This window comes from Hydrogeniiclostridium mannosilyticum (assembly GCF_003268275.1).
GTDB lineage: Bacteria > Bacillota > Clostridia > Oscillospirales > Acutalibacteraceae > Hydrogeniiclostridium > Hydrogeniiclostridium mannosilyticum.
Genome location: NZ_QLYR01000001.1, coordinates 43,767 through 59,914, shown reverse-complemented (window position 1 = coordinate 59,914; position 16,148 = coordinate 43,767). Strand labels below are relative to the sequence as shown.

Here is a 16,148-nt window from a genome sequence, read left to right as displayed (position 1 = left end):
TTAATACCGGAAGTGAGATTATGATGTTATATTGTTCAAAGTGCCGGGTGGTAACAGATAAAGAGGCCTGTCCTTCCTGCGGCAGAAAAAAGCTGCGTGCTCCGGAGCCGGACGATGCCGTTTTGCTGACGGCGGGTGACGTGCGGGCCCTGGAGGCTGTTTTTGACCTGCTTAAGGCCAAGGGAATTTTGAGCGACCTATACGCGGATGCAAAGGGCCGCCGTGCCAGTAAGGAGCGGATGGGGCGTTTATATGTGGCCTACAGGGACCTTGAACGGGCCGCGGAAATTACAAAAAAATCGGGGCTTATTAGGAATGTTGAGGAACAGCCTTCAGAGTTTGAGCCAATGAGCAGAAAAAAGCGCTTGTTTTGGAAGGTGTTTTCGCTCATACTCTTTTTTATTTTAATTTGGGTGGTGGTTACCCTGTCAGATGCGGTGTTCGGCTGGGTGAAGCAGGTGCTTTTCCAGGCCTGACTGCGTTGCCTGAAGGCTCAGGGCAGTTCAATAAAATGAATTTAGAAACAGGAGAAATGTAAAATGGCACACTATCATCGCGACACAGAATGCATCCATGCCGGTTATCAGCCGGGTAACGGGGAATCGCGTGTTTTACCGATTACACAGAGCACGACGTTCCGTTATGACAGCGCCGAAACCCTCGGCAAGCTTTTTGATTTGGAGGAAGACGGCTTTTTCTATACGCGTCTCGGCAACCCGACGCTCGACGCGGTGGAAAAGAAAATTGCCGCGCTGGAGGGCGGCGTCGGCGCGCTGCTGACCTCTTCCGGCCAGGCAGCCTCCCTGATTTCGGTTTTGAACATTTGCCATGCGGGCGGTCATGTCGTTTGCTCCAGCGCCATTTATGGCGGCACCTTCAATCTGTTTTATAAAACCATGCATGAGATGGGAATAGACTTCACCTTCCTGCCGGCGGACTGCACCGAGGCAGAGCTGGAGGCGGCGTTCCGAGAAAATACCCGCTGTGTTTTTGCGGAGTCCCTGTGCAACCCGTCTTTGGTGGTGACAGATCTGGAGATGTTTGCGGGAGCGGCTCACCGCCATGGTGTGCCGATGATTGTAGATAATACGTTCCCAACGCCGATTAACTGCCACCCGTTTGAGTTCGGCGTGGATATCGTTACCCATTCGACCACCAAGTATATGGACGGCCATGCAGTCCAGGTGGGCGGCTGCATTGTGGACAGCGGCAATTTCAACTGGAAAAACGGTAAATTTCCCGAGTTTACCGAGCCGGATGAATCCTATCACGGTGTTGTTTATGCGGAACGTTTCGGTAATATGGCCTATATTGTCAAGGCGCGGACGCATCTGATGCGCGACCTTGGCGCTCAGGCCAGCCCGACAAATGCATTTTTACTGAACCTGGGTTTGGAAACCTTGGCTGTACGCATGGAGCGCCACTGTGCCAACGCGCTGGCTATGGCCCGTTATCTGGAAAAAAATGATAAGATCAGCTGGGTGAATTATCCGGGCCTGGAGGGCAACCGGTACCATGCGCTGGCTGAAAAATATATGCCTAACGGCTCCTGCGGCGTTATCTCCTTCGGCATTAAAGGAGGCCGGGAGGCTGCCCAGCGTTTTATGGATCACCTGAAGCTGGCATCAGTTGTCATTCACGTGGCTGATCTGCGTACCTGTGTGCTGCACCCTGCAAGTACGACGCATCGCCAGCTGAGCGATGCGCAGCTGGAGGAAGCCGGTGTCGGGCCGGATATGATCCGCATGTCCGTCGGCATTGAAAATATTGCAGATATTCTTGCGGATGTGGAGCAGGCTTTGGCCCAGGTATAAAATCATGAGAGATTAGGCGCTTGCAGCCGGTAGGGCTGCCGGTGCCTTTTCCGCAAAAAGGCGCCGGATTTGGGAGCTGCTGTACGAGTTTCATGTTTTACGGCATCTTGTGGTTGCGTTTTCAGCAAGAAAAAGGTATAATTTTAATATCATTGCAGAAGGAAAAGAGATTTTCGGCAGTTTTTATTTTTCTGCTTATTACAAAGTTTTGTTAGGAGAGGATCAGGGGAATGTATCAGGATATGATGGACACAATCGGTTTTGTAAATCATGTGGACCCGGAGGTTGGCGCCGCAATGGGGGACGAGCTCAAGCGCCAGCGCCGGAACCTGGAGCTGATTGCATCCGAGAATTTGGTTTCCCCGGCTGTAATGGCGGCCATGGGCAGCATTTTGACCAATAAATACGCGGAGGGTTATCCGGGCAAGCGTTATTACGGCGGCTGCCAGTATGTGGACGTTGTGGAAGACATTGCCCGTAAACGCGCCTGTGAGCTGTTTGGCGCGGAACATGCAAATGTACAGCCCCATTCCGGTGCGCAGGCTAATCTTGGCGTTTATTTCTCTATGCTGGAGCCCGGCGACACGGTTTTGGGTATGAACCTGGCGGAGGGCGGCCATTTGACGCATGGCTCCCCGGTTAATATGTCTGGTAAATACTATCATTTTGTTTCTTACGGGGTCAGTCCTGAAACCGGTAAGATCGATTATGATGCATTGATGAAGCAGGCCCTAGAGGTAAAACCGAAGCTGATTGTGGCGGGAGCAAGCGCCTACCCGCGCGTCATCGATTTTGAAAGGTTCCGTGAAATTGCGGATGCCTGCGGCGCTTTGCTGATGGTCGATATGGCGCATATTGCCGGCTTGGTTGCCGCCGGACAGCATCCCAACCCGGTGGAATGGGCGGATATTGTCACCACTACCACGCATAAGACATTGCGCGGTCCCCGCGGCGGCATGATCCTCTGTAAGGAGCAGTACGCGAAGGCCATTGACAAGGCGATATTCCCGGGAACTCAAGGGGGGCCGCTGATGCACGTAATCGCCGGCAAGGCGGTGTGCCTGGGCGAGGCGCTGAAGCCGGAGTTTAAGGACTATGGCAGGCGTGTGGTGGAAAACGCCAAGGCGCTTTCAGAGGGATTGCTGAAGAGAGGCGTCAAGCTTGTATCCGGGGGTACGGACAATCACCTGATGCTGGTGGATCTGGGCGGCCTGGAACTTACAGGTAAAGAACTGGAGCGCCGTTTGGATGCGGTTTATATTACGGCGAACAAAAACACAATTCCCAATGAACAGCGCAGCCCGTTCGTGACCAGCGGCCTACGGCTGGGTACACCGGCAGTGACCACACGCGGCCTCGACACTGGGGATATGGACCAGGTTGCGGAATGCATTGCGCTGGCTATTCACGATTTCGAGCCGAACGAGGATAGGATTCGCGGAATGGTAAATGCAATCTGTGAAAAACACCCCCTGTACGAATAAATTTGTGATGAAGCAACAGACAGGGCAAATGCATGGGCATTTGCCCTGCTTTTATATCCCTGGAGGGAAAGAGAGGGAAGAGAAATGGCGGCACCGCTCGCAGACAGAATTCGCCCGAAAAGCCTGGATGACATTGTGGGCCAGCGGCATCTTTTGGGTGAGGGAAAGGCGCTTAGAAAAATTATTGAGTCCGGCGAGATCCCGAATATGGTCTTTTACGGCCCCTCAGGTGTGGGGAAAACAACGTTGGCCTCTTATATCGCCGCGCGGACGAGCCGTAAGCTCTGTAAGCTGAACGGAACTACCGCGGGAACGGCGGATATCCGTGAAGTAGTCTCAGGCCTTGGCGGCCTGGATACGGTTAACGGCGTGCTGCTCTACTTGGACGAGATCCAGTATTTTAATAAAAAGCAGCAGCAGACGCTTCTGGAATTTATTGAAAACGGCAGCATTACTTTGATTGCCTCGACAACGGAAAATCCTTACTTTTATGTCTATAACGCTATATTGAGCCGCTCCACCGTGTTTGAATTTAAGGCAGTTGAGAAAGAGGAGGTGGAGCGTGCGGTGCGGCGCGCTTTCTGCTTTTTAGAAGCGGAAAGAAACTGCGCCTATACGCTGGAGGAGGGTGTAACCGCCCATATTTCACAGGCCTGCGGCGGCGACGTGCGCAAATCTATGAATGCGGTGGAGCTCTGCGCACTGTCAGCGGACCGCCAAGAGGACGGAAGCTTCTTGGTGACGCTGGAACTGGCAAGGGAGCTGACTCAGCGCAGTGCGGTCCGGTATGACAAGGAGGGGGACGAGCATTATGATCTTGTTTCTGCATTTCAGAAATCGATGCGTGGTTCGGATCCCGATGCGGCGGTATATTACCTGGCGCGGCTGCTGGAGGCCGGGGACCTGCCTTCTGTCTGCCGCAGGTTAATGGTTTGCGCCTGTGAGGATGTTGGCCTTGCCTATCCACAGATTATTCCCATTGTCAAGGCGGCAGTGGATGCCGCGCTGATGGTGGGGCTGCCGGAAGCGCAGCTGCCGCTGGCCGACGCTGTCATTTTAGTGAGTACCAGCCCTAAATCTAATACGGCGGACGTTGCAATTGGGCGGGCGATGGCGGATGTACGCGCAGGAAAGACCGGGCAGATTCCCCGCTGCCTGCAAAATAAGCACTATGATGGCGCTGACAACCCGGTTAAAGGCCAGTTCTACCTTTACCCGCATGATTACCCGGACCGTTGGGTCCCGCAGCAATATCTGCCGGATGTGGTGAAGGATGCCCATTATTATGAGTACGGCATGAATAAAAATGAACAGGCTTCCAAACTATATTGGGAGAAGATCAAAAACGGCCGGGATAAAAAGTAAATTATTTGTTATTTTATCTTGTCTCATACAAGATAAGATGGTATTATTAAAATTAAAAGGAAATTCATACCGGAGGTGCTGCAATGAAAAACGAAACGCTGTTCAAGCTTTCCTATGGAATGTACGCGATCGGCGTCAGAAATGAGGAAAAGGTCTCCGCTTGTATTGTCAACACGGTTTTTCAGGTGACCAATACGCCCAACACGCTGGCGGTCAGCATGAATCATGATAATTACAGCCATGAGTGCATAAAGAAGACAGGCCTTTTTACGGTTTCGGTTTTGTCAGAGGATACACCGGGAACGGTCATCGGCGCCTTGGGCTTTACTTCGGGTAGAGATACGGATAAGCTGGTAAATATCCGCCACCGGGTCCTGGAAGAGGGCCTTCCGGTTATTAAGGAAAATTGCTGCTGCTGGTTCCTGTGCAGAGTAATCAACTGTGCGGAAACACCGACGCATACAGTTTTTATCGGCGAGGTTATTGCCGGCAGTGACGTGGCAAAGGGCGAACCGATGACCTATGACTATTATCACAAGGTTATCAAGGGATCCGCGCCGAAAAATGCACCGACCTACCAGGAGCCGCCCCGGCAGAGCAATGAGGCGGAAAGCTGGGTTTGCACGGTGTGCGGTTATGTTTATAATGACCCGGACGTTCCGTTTGAGGAGCTTCCGGACGATTGGGTTTGCCCTATCTGCGGGATGTCAAAGTCAGCGTTTAAGCGTAAGTAACCGCAAAGTTTCATAAAGCTCATTTCACCGCATCTTTTGCGACGGATGAGCTTTTTTTTCGGGTCTGTTGCAGGACAGGCCCGGCGTTACAGGGGAAGTAAGCGGAAGACAGCTTTTGGCGACCGCTTCAATATAAGAAATGAGGGATGGGAAAATGGCTAAGAAAATCATCCAGGTAAATGAACGGCCTCCACTGCGGCAGGCGATCCCGCTGAGCATACAGCATATGTTTGCAATGTTCGGCGCATCGGTTTTGGTGCCTTCTTTATTTGGAATCAACCCGGCAATTGTACTGCTCATGAATGGCTTGGGCACGCTGTTCTTTATCTGGATCACAAAAGGGAAGGCGCCTGCCTACCTGGGTTCCAGCTTCGCGTTTATTGCGCCGGCCCTAATTATCATCCAAAAGTATGAGGAACAGGGAATGGACCATATGGAGGCCTTCTCCTATGCGCAAGGCGGCTTTGTGGTGGTGGGCCTTCTCGGTTGTGTGCTGGCTTTCATCATCTATAAGTTTGGCTCACGTTGGATCGACATTGTTCTGCCGCCTGCGGCAATGGGCCCGGTTGTTGCGCTGATTGGCCTGGAGCTTGCCGGCAATGCCGCCTCTACTGCGGGGCTTTTAACCACAACGGAATACACACCGGTTGAGGGAACTGCGGATCAGTTTATTCAAACCATTACCAATGTGGATATGCGCAATGTTATTGTATTCCTGGTGACCATTGGCGTTGCGGTGCTAGGCTCCATTCTTTTCCGTAAGTTCCTGGCGGTCATTCCGATTTTAATCGCCATTATATGCGGTTACATAGCGGCTTGCTGCGTCGGCCTGGTCGACTTTCAGGCGGTTAATGAAGCGGGAATTTTCTCTATGCCGAATTTCCAGATTGCAAAATTCAACCTGGATGCGGTGATCACTATGATTCCGGTGCTGCTGGTAATTGCCTCCGAGCATATCGGCCATCAGATTGTCACCAGCAAAATTGTCGGAAAGGATCTGCTGAAGGACCCCGGCCTGCATCGTTCCCTGCTGGGAGATAATATCTCCACGGCGGTTTCCGGCCTGGTGGGCGCTGTCCCGACCACAACATATGGCGAGAACATCGGCGTTATGGCGATGACGAAGGTGTACAGCGTATGGGTGATTGGCGGCGCGGCTGTTCTATCTATTCTTTGCTCCTTTATCGGCAAATTTTCCGCACTGATCGCTACGCTTCCCGGTGCGGTGATCGGTGGAATTTCTTTCCTGCTCTATGGGATGATCGGCGCCTCTGGCCTGCGTATCCTAGTAGATTCTAAGGTGGATTTCGGTAAAAACCGCAACATTACATTGACTTCGGTGATTTTTGTCGTCGGTCTTTCCGGTGTAAGCATCACGCTGGGGGATGTACAGCTTAAGGGAATGGTTCTGGCTTGCGTAGTCGGCATGATCCTTGGTATTCTCTTCTACATCTTTGACCGCCTTCACTGGACAAATGACCGCGAGGACGCAGAGCCGGAGCAGGAAGAAAACGCTGTTCCGGCGGAAAAACAGATTTAAATTTTCCGGCAGGCTTTCAATCATAAAAAAGGCATGCAGCAGGTTTTTATTGGCCTGTCGCATGCCTTTTGTGATACGGGATATATTTTTTTATTGAGCTTATAGACGAAAATCCCTTTATAATTTTCTGTAGACGCTGATAAAACTCTTCAAAACCGTTTGAAATAAAGTTTTTCGGCAATATAAATATTTATATATTAATAGGTGAAGAAACCGATGTTTTAACGGATTTTATGATGGCACATCCATACTATCTTTACCTCATAAAAACGTCATTGGCCCTCCATGTAGGGCAAGGCGCCATAGCGCCCTTCCATGTACTGCTTTTCGAGTGCGGCGTTTGCACGCACAAGCTCGCCCTTGGCATCGCGGATTCCCCACAGCGGATATAGGGTGCTGCTTTCCTGATTATCCAGCTCGGTAAACCAAATCTCATCCCGCCGCAGCAGGCTGCTTGACATGGAGCCCGTGTTCTGTGCAGAGAATAAAAGCTGTGCTCCTTTTGGGTTGCTAACGGATGTTTGAAATAAAGAAATTAGCTTGCGCTGTACCAAAGGATGCAAATGGCAGTCTAAATCATCGACTACGAGGATTCCACCCGTTTTTAGCGTGGTAAGCAATAAGGGGGCCAGGCAGAATAAAACCTGAGTACCGGCGGCCTCCTGAGAAAGGGGCAGCTGCCAGGTCCGGCCGCCTGAATGGTGGACAGTGAAAACCCCCTCGCTGTTCAGCACGTAGTCCTTGACGGAACAGCCGGCCTGCGACAGCAGGCTGCATATGTGCTCCCGGTCGGGCTGCGTGCCGGGCAGAGCGGGGGCGTTTCCATGGTGAGCGTCATAAGAACGGCAGGAGCGGAACCAGCCGGCGGCGTCCTGTGCATCAGCGAGTCCGTTCTCCGCTAAAACCTTCAGATAGGGAACCCCCATCGGCGGCGCCGAAAGCTTGTTGTATTTCTTTGAGATGCTGGGGCCGAGAATCAGCTGATTTCCCGTACGCGTAAATATTTTAGCGGATTTTTTTCCAGTGAAGGAAATGCGGGAAAGTAGCTCGTCCAGTACAACACCATCCGCGAGGATTAAGCGGTAGCGGTATTCATACTGTTCTGTTTGAAAAAAGACTTCAAAGGCGCCGGAGGCTTGAACAGGCGGCTGTAAGATGGCAGTTTGTAGGGTGAGGAAAGCCGATAATAAATTGCTTTTTCCGCTTCCGCTCGGGCCATAGATAGCCGCGACGGGCAAAAGGGGACGTCCCGTTTTTCTGGGGTCGCGCAGGGCTGTTGCATGCTCGTCAATATTAGCGGGCTGCATGCTGATGAGGGCCTGCGACCGGTATGACCGGTAGGAGTGCACGGAAAACTGAGAAAGCATTTTGGTTCCCTCCAAGATGTGGAATTTGTTTAAAGTTATCATACCACAAAATAAAGAGAAAGTCGAATCCTTAATTTTATGGACGGCATAGAAAAACACCCCGCTTACCTTCGGTATACAACTGCGCAAGCGAAGGCCGGCAGGACGATATTGCAGGAAAGGACCGGGCTTACTCTTTTGGTGTGTTAGCTCGCTGTAATAAACGGTAGGCGAGCAAAAGAGAAGGGCTTAAAAGCAAGCCCGGTCCAGCCGTTGGCAGTCAAATAGGCCGGAATATAGCCGAAAAAGCTGCACCGGGCAACAATCACGGCATAGGGGATTTGAATAGAGACATGCTCAATGTGGCTGCCGCCGTTTTATTTACCTTCCAGTCTTGGCGGTCAACGCATCACGGCCTGATGAATCGCCTCTCCGGATAGGCGGTAGGTGGTCCACTCGTCCAAAGCGGTGGCGCCCATGTGGCGGTAAAATTCAATAGAGGGTGTGTTCCAGTTTAGGCAGGCCCACTCCATACGCTCACAGCCACGCCGCTCCGCCTCGGCGGCAACAGCTTGGAAAAGCGCCTTGCCGAATCCCTTTCCCCGCATGGCGGGGTCCACAAACAGATCCTCCAAGTGGATGCCGGCCCGTCCGTTAAAGGTGGAGAAATTTTCAAAGCATAGGGCAAACCCTACCGGGGCCCGCCGAAATTCTCCAATAAAAACAAATGCGGCACGGTCCTCAAAAATAGACTTTTTCAACAATTCTGCCGTTGCGGTAACCTGGTCGGACATATGCTCATATTCCGCAATTTTTTTAATAAAGCTTAGAATTAATTCGGCATCTGCGGGAACGGCGGTGCGGATATTGAAATCTTCCTGCATAAAAAACCTCCTCGGTCGTATAAAAATAGATAGAATTATGAGTGGCTGAAAATAACCTTATCAAAAAAATGGATAATTTTCAATCCATAAATCGATTATAGAAAGGTCTTTTGAAAAATTATCAAAAAAGCGGAGCTTAAAAAATCTTGAGCCTTTGGGGAAGCTAAAGAAGCCGGCAGCCATTACAGGTTTTGCCAGTAGTATCGGTCATTTTAAAGGGGAAGCTATAGAAAAAGAAGGTGAAAAAATGCGTAAATTCCTCTGTTTTCTTTTAGGCGGCTGCCTGATGTTTGCCTGTGCCTGCTCCTCCGGGGAGGAGGAACAGACGAGCAGTGCGCTGAGCAGTACAGCTGGGACGGCGAGTGAAAATGAGGATGAGATCTCAAGCCCGCTCTCCTCGGCCAGGGCGCTTGAAAGCAGTCCGCCTGCCGGGAAATCCGAGCCGGAGAGTAAGGAGGATCCTCCTCAACAGGAAAACCCATACCCGGACCAATTAGCCGCCTTTTCGACAATAACAACCAATGAAGCGGCTGCCAATTACAATATGAGTAAGGCTCTGAACAGCATCAACGAAACAGTAGTGGAACCGGGCGCCGTATTTTCTTTTAATGCCTCGGTAGGCCCTGCGGACGGAGAACACGGATACAAGGAGGGGGATTCCCTCATAAACGGGGAACTGGTTAAAAGCTATGGCGGCGGTATCTGCCAGGCGGCCACAACGGTTTATGGCGCGGCAATCCGGGCCGGAATGAAAATAGTAGCGCGGAGCAGCCACTCTAAGCCGTCCATCTATTGCCCGATTGGCCTGGATGCCGCGATTGCTCAGCCAAACGTGGATTTAAAATTTCAAAATATACTTGCCGATCCGGTAAAGCTGATCTGTACCATGGAGGGAAATACCCTGACGGTTACAATAATGGGAACGCGCCCTCAAGCGTTTGATTCCATTGAGGTGTCCTCGAAATATTTGGGTGATAAGAAAGCCGGCGCGGTGCGTACGTATATAAAAAATGGAGAAGCGGTTTCCTCTGAAGCGCTGCCGGATTCCTACTACAAAAACTATGAAAAATAAACAAACCAGCAGGCAGCTGCAAGGCTGCTTGCTGGTTTATCTGCACAGTATGCCGTCTCAATGCAGTATTTGCCGGTAGAGATCGTCCATAATATGGGCCTGCATTTCTTCCGTCAGCTTTTCCATGCTTTTACTGACAAGCCCCTTCATAAGCTGCAGCCCATGTAAGTCAAGGGTAGATAGCTTTTGGACCAGCTGCTGGAGCTCTTCCGCGTTTGCATACAAAAATCCATTTTTCCCCTCTTTGATAAAAGCAGCATTGGCACATTTCTTGGGCAGAAGGGCCGGAAGCCCGCTAGAAATGGCCTCAAGAGGGGCCATCTTCATGTTTGGGGAACGTGAGGCACTGATAAAAGCGGTACTCAGGTGAAAATAACGGCTAAGCTCCTCGCGGGGAATTTTACCCAGCCACATTATTTGACTATTGATGCCAAGGACCTTGGCTTTTTCGACAAGAGCGGCATGGTCGCGGCCGCTGCCGGCAATGAGCAGACGGACGTCGTCTTTTTGTGTGACAGACTGTGCCCACAGGCTCAGCAGCTCGTCAATACGTTCTGTGTGCTCAAGGTTTCCTACATAGATGAAAAATTTGGTTGAAGAGGAAAGACTGTATTTTGACAGGAGCTCGCCGCTGTTTTGGTCATAGCGGTCGTAGAAGAACAGCCGCTGATCCACGCACAAGGGAATGCCCTCCAGCTGGTAATTGAAGCCGTGTTGCTTCAGCAGCCCCTGAAAGAGCGGGGAGGTGGTCGTAAGCAGCCGGGATCCTTGCAGAATTTTTGAGAGCGCGGAACGGCTTTTTGACGCATTAACCTTTCTGGAGATTGGGTTTGATCCATAGCCTGTAAAGGCGTTTGATAAGCTGTGAAAGGTAGTAACGGCAGGAATTTTATGCTCCCGAGCGTAGCTGAGGCCTGCAAGCCCGAGATGTTCGGTTGAATGGAGGTGGAGCAAGTCGGGATGAAATTCGTCTAATGCTTCCTGAAGCGGGCCCGCCTTTCCAGGGATCAGATCTTGTCCCCAGACGCTTTCGCTGGGGCGCGCGGGACAGAAGACCACACCCTGCTGCTCGTAAAGCCGGTCGGTTTCCGGGTCTGTGGTGACTATTAAGATGGAATGGCCCAGCTTGCTGAGCCCTCTGGCTAAAATAAAGCAATGGATTGCGGCAGTCGTTTCCTGGGCAAGATAATTTTCAATAAAAAGTGCAATTTTCATCTATGCTCCTCCGTTGGCGGAAGTGTTTTTTCTTTTGATTATATCACAGAATAGGCAGGGTTCAAGAAGAATTTATGGAAGAATTCATCGATTACACTTTAAACTTTTCCATTCTTAAGATATAATAATAACATAACAACAAATCCAAATGTTTATTATTGAATGAAAGTAGGTGTGTAGTTTTGGCTACTGCTTTTACCGTTCCGCTTTCTAAGGTGATGAAGGAATTTTCCTTGGAAGTGATTAGCTTGGACGGAAATCCAGACGAAATTTTAATCTCTTCAATGGACGTAAACCGGCCCGGCTTGGAGCTGAACCGTTTTTACGACCATTATGACACCAGCCGAATTATGATTTTCGGCAATGCGGAAACAGCGTTTCTTGACTCCTGCACCAAGGAGTACCGGGCACAGATTTTAGAGGAAATATTTTCTAAAAAGCCGCCTGCTGCTATTATTGCCCGGGATCTGAAGCCGACGGAGGAGATGCTGGAGGCCGCGAAGCGCAACAGGATTCCGTTGCTGAGCACACCGGACACAACATCCAGCCTGGTTGCCGCGCTGGTTTCATTTATGAACGTGGAGCTGGCTCCGCGCATCACCCGGCACGGCGTTTTAGTGGAGGTTTACGGCGAGGGTATTTTACTGCTGGGCGACAGCGGCGTCGGCAAAAGTGAAACGGCTATTGAGCTCATTAAGCGCGGACATCGCCTGATTGCGGATGACGCGGTGGAGATTCGCAGGGTTTCAGCAAAATCCTTGGTTGGGCAGGCGCCGGAAAATATCCGCCATTTTATTGAACTGCGCGGCATTGGTATCATCAACGCGCGGCGAATCTTTGGCATGGGCGCGGTTAAGCTGACCGAAAAAATTGATATGGTAATCAACCTGGAAATCTGGGATAACCAAAAAATCTATGACCGGATGGGGCTGGATGAAGAGTATACCGAAATTCTCGGCATTAAGGTTCCGGTTTTGACCATCCCGGTTAAGCCCGGCCGTAACCTGGCGGTGATTATTGAGGTTGCCGCGATGAATAACCGGCAGAAAAAAATGGGATTCAACGCAGCGACGGAACTGCTGTCCAGCCTGGGTATGGATGTTTCGGTAGTCAAGGAGGAAGAAAAGAAGCTGAAGTTTTAATGGTATGAAGGCCGGATGAGAGTTGAAAAGAATGAATAGGAAGGCGTAAAATAGAAATGAATATTATTGCAGACACCCACACGCATACCTCCGCGTCCACCCATGCATACAGCTCCTTGTCAGAGGTCGTACATGCGGCGGCACTGAAAGGGCTTTATGCGGTTGCAATTACAGACCACGGAGAGGCGATGCCCGGTTCGCCGCAGCCATGGTACTTTCACAATATGCACGTTATTCCGCGCATACTCGAGGGCGTTATAGTTCTGCGGGGGCAGGAGTGCAATGTGCTGGATTATGAAGGGCATATTGATCTGCGGCAGGATGACGAGCCGGTGATGGATTGGATTGTGGCCTCCATGCATACGCCGACCATGCCCAAGGGTCCCCATACGGTGGAGGACATTACCCGGGCTTGGCTGGCAGTGGCACGCGACCCAAGGGTACACGTCATTGGTCACAGCGGGTCGGACCAATATGTGTTCGATTATGAACGGGTGATTCCGGAGTTTGGGAAAAACGGAAAACTGGTAGAGCTAAATGAAAGCAGCTTCATCAACCGCCCTTCCTTTATTCCCAACTGCGCCAGGATTTTGTCATTGTGCAAAAAGTACGGTGTACCGGTAATTTTGAACACCGATAGCCATTTCGCTACCCTGGTGGGGGATTTCTCACACAGCCTGGCCTTGCTGGAGCAGATGAATTTCCCAGAGGAATTAGTGGTGAATTCCAGTATTTGGCGTTTTAACGAGTACCTGAGAGCGCATACACATGTATTGGAAGAACCTATTTTTAATGAATTTGCTGGAGGTAAGAATGGAAGCCATTGAACAGCTGGAACGGACTGCGGTTTCAGCCTGCTGCCTGACGACGCGTGACGAGCCAATGAGCCGCCACACGACATTTCGCATTGGCGGGCCGGCGGATTTGTTTGTAGTGGCGCATACCTATGAGGCGCTGTGCGCAATCCTGCAAGAAGCCGGTCGGTTGGCCTTACCGGTTATGACTATAGGCAAGGGGTCGAATCTTCTGGTTGGGGATGGCGGCATTCGTGGCTGTGTTGTGTCTTTGGCCGGCGATTTCGAAAATATTCATTTGCGCAATGGAAATGAAGTTGTTGCCGGCGCCGGAACGTCTCTGGCGGGCCTGTGCAATTTTGCAAAAAAATGGCAGCTTTCCGGCCTCGAATTTGCCTGGGGTATCCCCGGATCGGTAGGCGGTGCAGCCTTTATGAATGCCGGGGCCTATGGCGGGGAAATGAAGGATGTTGTCCGCACTGTTGTCTACGCAGGCGCCGACGGCGTAAAGCGCAGTGTTGAGGGAGAGAAACTGCGCTTTGCGTACCGGCACAGTGTTTTTATGGATGAAGGCGGCGTTCTTTGCAGCGTTACGTTTCAGCTTCGGCCCGGCAATACAGATCAAATAGCGGCGCTGATGGAGGATTATTATAGCCGGCGCAAGGCCAAGCAGCCGCTCAATAAACCGAGTGCGGGCAGCGTTTTTAAACGTCCGGAGGGCCATTTTGCCGGGACACTGATTGAACAGTGCGGGCTGAAGGGGTGTGCTATTGGCGGCGCTATGGTCAGTGAAAAGCACGCGGGCTTTATAGTGAACCGCGGCGGCGCGACCTGTGAGGATGTATTGCGGCTGATTGAACATATCCAGCAGGTAGTGGCGCAGCAGACGGGCGTTCATTTGGAATGTGAAGTAAAAGCAGTGGGAGAGCGGAGGAAGTAAGTATGGAATTTGTGGTAGTGACGGGGATGTCCGGCGCGGGAAAATCCAGGGCGATCAGTGCAATGGAGGATATTGGATTCTATTGTGTAGATAATATCCCGCCACAGCTTATACCGACCTTCCATCAGCTTTGCCGCAGTGCGAAGCAGCCCTTTAGCCGGGTTGCCGTGGTAACGGATATTCGCGGCGGCGATATGTTCAACACATTGTTCGACTCTCTGGAGCAGCTCAGAAATGAGCGGATGGATTATAAGATCCTTTTTCTGGATGCCGCCGATTTTGTTCTGAGCAACCGCTTTAAGGAGACGCGGCGCAAGCATCCGCTGGCGGACAGTTATATGGGCAGTTTGGAGCAGGCCGTTAAGCTGGAGCGAGAGGTGCTGCGCCCGGTGCGGGAGCGCGCGGATTTTATCATCGACACCTCCTTTCTTTCCCCGGCCCAGCTCAAGGAACGAATCTCCAGCCTTTTCCTGGGAAATGCCTCGGATGCGCTGATGATTCACTGTGTTTCCTTTGGCTTTAAATATGGCGTTCCTGCGGAATCGGACCTGGTCTTCGACGTTCGCTGCTTGCCGAACCCATTTTATGTGGAGGAACTAAAAAATCTGACAGGGCTGGACGAGCCGGTCCGCAGTTATGTCATGCGGTGGGAGCAGACAAAGGGGGTTGTCCAGCGCCTGATCAGTCTAATTGATTATATGCTTCCCCTGTACTGCGATGAGGGCAAGAGCCAGCTGATGATCTCTATTGGCTGTACGGGCGGGAAGCACCGTTCGGTGACCTTGGCGCAGCTGCTCTATAACCATTTGGTTGAGGCCGGACGGCGTGCCAGCGTGAATCATCGGGATATTCGGAAGTTATAAGGGTGTGGGTGAAATGTCCTTTTCAGCGGATGCAAAGCGTGAACTGGCAGCGGTGGACACTCAAAAGATCTGCTGCCAAAGAGCGGAGTGTTACGGCCTGTTCCTTTTTGCAAAAGCCTTTTCATTTCAGGAAATTGCACTGGTGACCGAGAGCGCGCCGGTTGCCCGGGTTGCGGCCCAACTGGCAGCGGAGCTGTGCGGATGTATGGCGGACATATCGTCGGCCCTGGTACATCGGGGAAGGGAACGGCTGTCTTTTACCGTCACCATTCCCGGCAGGGACCAGCGCGCGGAAATGATGCATTTTTTTGCGCAGCCGCTGAATGCGATTAATTTGAGGTTACAAATGGATATGCTTGAAAAGCCCTGCTGTGAGCGCTCCTTTCTCAGAGGGGCCTTTTTAAGCTGCGGAACCGTTACTAATCCTAAAAAGGATTACCGGCTGGAATTTACAGTACCGTTTATGAAGCTGGCAAACGACCTGCAACAGGTGCTTGCCGGGCTTGATGGCATAGCGCTGCAGCCCGGCATCGCCAACCGGAAGGGAAATTTTGTCGTTTACCTGAATGGAAGCGGCAACGTGGAGGACCTTTTGACCTTTATGGGCGCACAAAATGCCTCCATGGAAGTCATGCAGGAAAAAATGCTCAAAGAGGTGCGCAATAACGTCAACCGCAGGACAAATTTTGAGACTGCAAATTTAGATAAGACTGCCTCGGCCTCGGCGCGCCAGCTGCTGGCGATTCAGGCTGTCATTGCGGGGCCGAAGGGGTGGGAGGCCTTCCCGGAGGAATTGCGGGAACTGGCATGGCTGCGCTACCAGAACCCGGAAATGACGCTGCGGGAACTGGAGGGGCGTTTGACGGAGCGTGTGAGCCGGTCCGGCATACACCGCCGTTTTCATAAAATTTTAGAAATGGCTGAGGCCTTGGAGCATAAAAAAGAGTAGGAGGAA

The 16,148-nt window shown here is 51.5% G+C and carries 15 protein-coding genes; 12 read left to right on the top strand and 3 right to left on the bottom strand.

Annotated features, from left to right (window positions below):
- Window positions 1-20: 20 nt before the first annotated feature.
- From DPQ25_RS00270 to uraA, 6 genes are all read left to right on the top strand, one after another.
- Window positions 21-476, top strand: coding sequence for a hypothetical protein (locus tag DPQ25_RS00270; RefSeq protein WP_112331190.1), 456 nt, complete (start codon window positions 21-23; stop codon window positions 474-476).
- A 63-nt stretch (window positions 477-539) separates the two neighbouring features.
- Window positions 540-1,814, top strand: a complete 1,275-nt coding sequence (locus tag DPQ25_RS00265) for an O-acetylhomoserine aminocarboxypropyltransferase/cysteine synthase family protein (protein WP_112331189.1) — start codon at window positions 540-542, stop codon at window positions 1,812-1,814.
- A gap of 230 nt (window positions 1,815-2,044) precedes the next feature.
- The gene (locus tag DPQ25_RS00255; RefSeq protein WP_112331187.1) at window positions 2,045-3,298 is read left to right on the top strand and encodes a serine hydroxymethyltransferase; all 1,254 of its coding nucleotides are present in this window, start codon (window positions 2,045-2,047) and stop codon (window positions 3,296-3,298) included.
- A gap of 84 nt (window positions 3,299-3,382) precedes the next feature.
- Window positions 3,383-4,663 (top strand): replication-associated recombination protein A, encoded by a 1,281-nt coding sequence (locus DPQ25_RS00250; RefSeq protein ID WP_112331186.1) that lies wholly within the window; start codon window positions 3,383-3,385, stop codon window positions 4,661-4,663.
- 83 nt (window positions 4,664-4,746) lie between these two features.
- Window positions 4,747-5,397, top strand: coding sequence for a flavin reductase (locus tag DPQ25_RS00245; protein ID WP_112331185.1), 651 nt, complete (start codon window positions 4,747-4,749; stop codon window positions 5,395-5,397).
- A gap of 154 nt (window positions 5,398-5,551) precedes the next feature.
- Entirely contained in the window at window positions 5,552-6,937 is a 1,386-nt protein-coding gene (gene uraA / locus DPQ25_RS00240; protein WP_112331184.1) for a uracil permease, read from the top strand.
- A 272-nt stretch (window positions 6,938-7,209) separates the two neighbouring features.
- Here the strand turns inward: uraA and DPQ25_RS00235 are convergent, their stop codons facing one another.
- Window positions 7,210-8,304, bottom strand: coding sequence for an AAA family ATPase (locus DPQ25_RS00235; protein ID WP_177576769.1), 1,095 nt, complete (start codon window positions 8,302-8,304; stop codon window positions 7,210-7,212).
- A gap of 380 nt (window positions 8,305-8,684) precedes the next feature.
- Entirely contained in the window at window positions 8,685-9,167 is a 483-nt protein-coding gene (locus DPQ25_RS00230) for a GNAT family N-acetyltransferase (RefSeq protein WP_112331182.1), read from the bottom strand.
- 247 nt (window positions 9,168-9,414) lie between these two features.
- Between DPQ25_RS00230 and DPQ25_RS00225 the strand changes: the two genes are divergently transcribed.
- Window positions 9,415-10,239, top strand: coding sequence for a VanW family protein (locus DPQ25_RS00225; protein WP_112331181.1), 825 nt, complete (start codon window positions 9,415-9,417; stop codon window positions 10,237-10,239).
- Window positions 10,240-10,296: 57 nt separating this feature from the next.
- Here the strand turns inward: DPQ25_RS00225 and DPQ25_RS00220 are convergent, their stop codons facing one another.
- Window positions 10,297-11,454: a glycosyltransferase gene (locus tag DPQ25_RS00220; protein WP_112331180.1), complete on the bottom strand. Its 1,158-nt coding sequence runs from the start codon at window positions 11,452-11,454 to the stop codon at window positions 10,297-10,299.
- A 182-nt stretch (window positions 11,455-11,636) separates the two neighbouring features.
- Between DPQ25_RS00220 and hprK the strand changes: the two genes are divergently transcribed.
- The 5 genes from hprK to whiA are packed head-to-tail and all read left to right on the top strand — an operon-like array spanning window position 11,637 to window position 16,142.
- Complete coding sequence (gene hprK, locus DPQ25_RS00215) at window positions 11,637-12,596, top strand: HPr(Ser) kinase/phosphatase (RefSeq protein WP_112331179.1); 960 nt, start codon at window positions 11,637-11,639, stop codon at window positions 12,594-12,596.
- Between the two features lie 56 nt (window positions 12,597-12,652).
- Window positions 12,653-13,423: a phosphatase gene (locus tag DPQ25_RS00210; RefSeq protein WP_112331178.1), complete on the top strand. Its 771-nt coding sequence runs from the start codon at window positions 12,653-12,655 to the stop codon at window positions 13,421-13,423.
- On the top strand, window positions 13,410-14,330 hold the full coding sequence (gene murB, locus DPQ25_RS00205) for a UDP-N-acetylmuramate dehydrogenase (RefSeq protein WP_112331177.1): 921 nt from the start codon (window positions 13,410-13,412) through the stop codon (window positions 14,328-14,330). The genes DPQ25_RS00210 and murB overlap by 14 nt, the downstream gene beginning before the upstream one ends.
- A 2-nt stretch (window positions 14,331-14,332) precedes the next feature.
- Entirely contained in the window at window positions 14,333-15,193 is an 861-nt protein-coding gene (rapZ, locus tag DPQ25_RS00200; RefSeq protein WP_112331176.1) for an RNase adapter RapZ, read from the top strand.
- Window positions 15,194-15,206: 13 nt separating this feature from the next.
- Window positions 15,207-16,142 carry a DNA-binding protein WhiA gene (gene whiA, locus DPQ25_RS00195; protein ID WP_112331175.1) on the top strand — a complete coding sequence of 312 codons (936 nt, stop codon included), beginning with the start codon at window positions 15,207-15,209 and terminating at the stop codon, window positions 16,140-16,142.
- The last annotated feature ends 6 nt before the right edge of the window (window positions 16,143-16,148 follow it).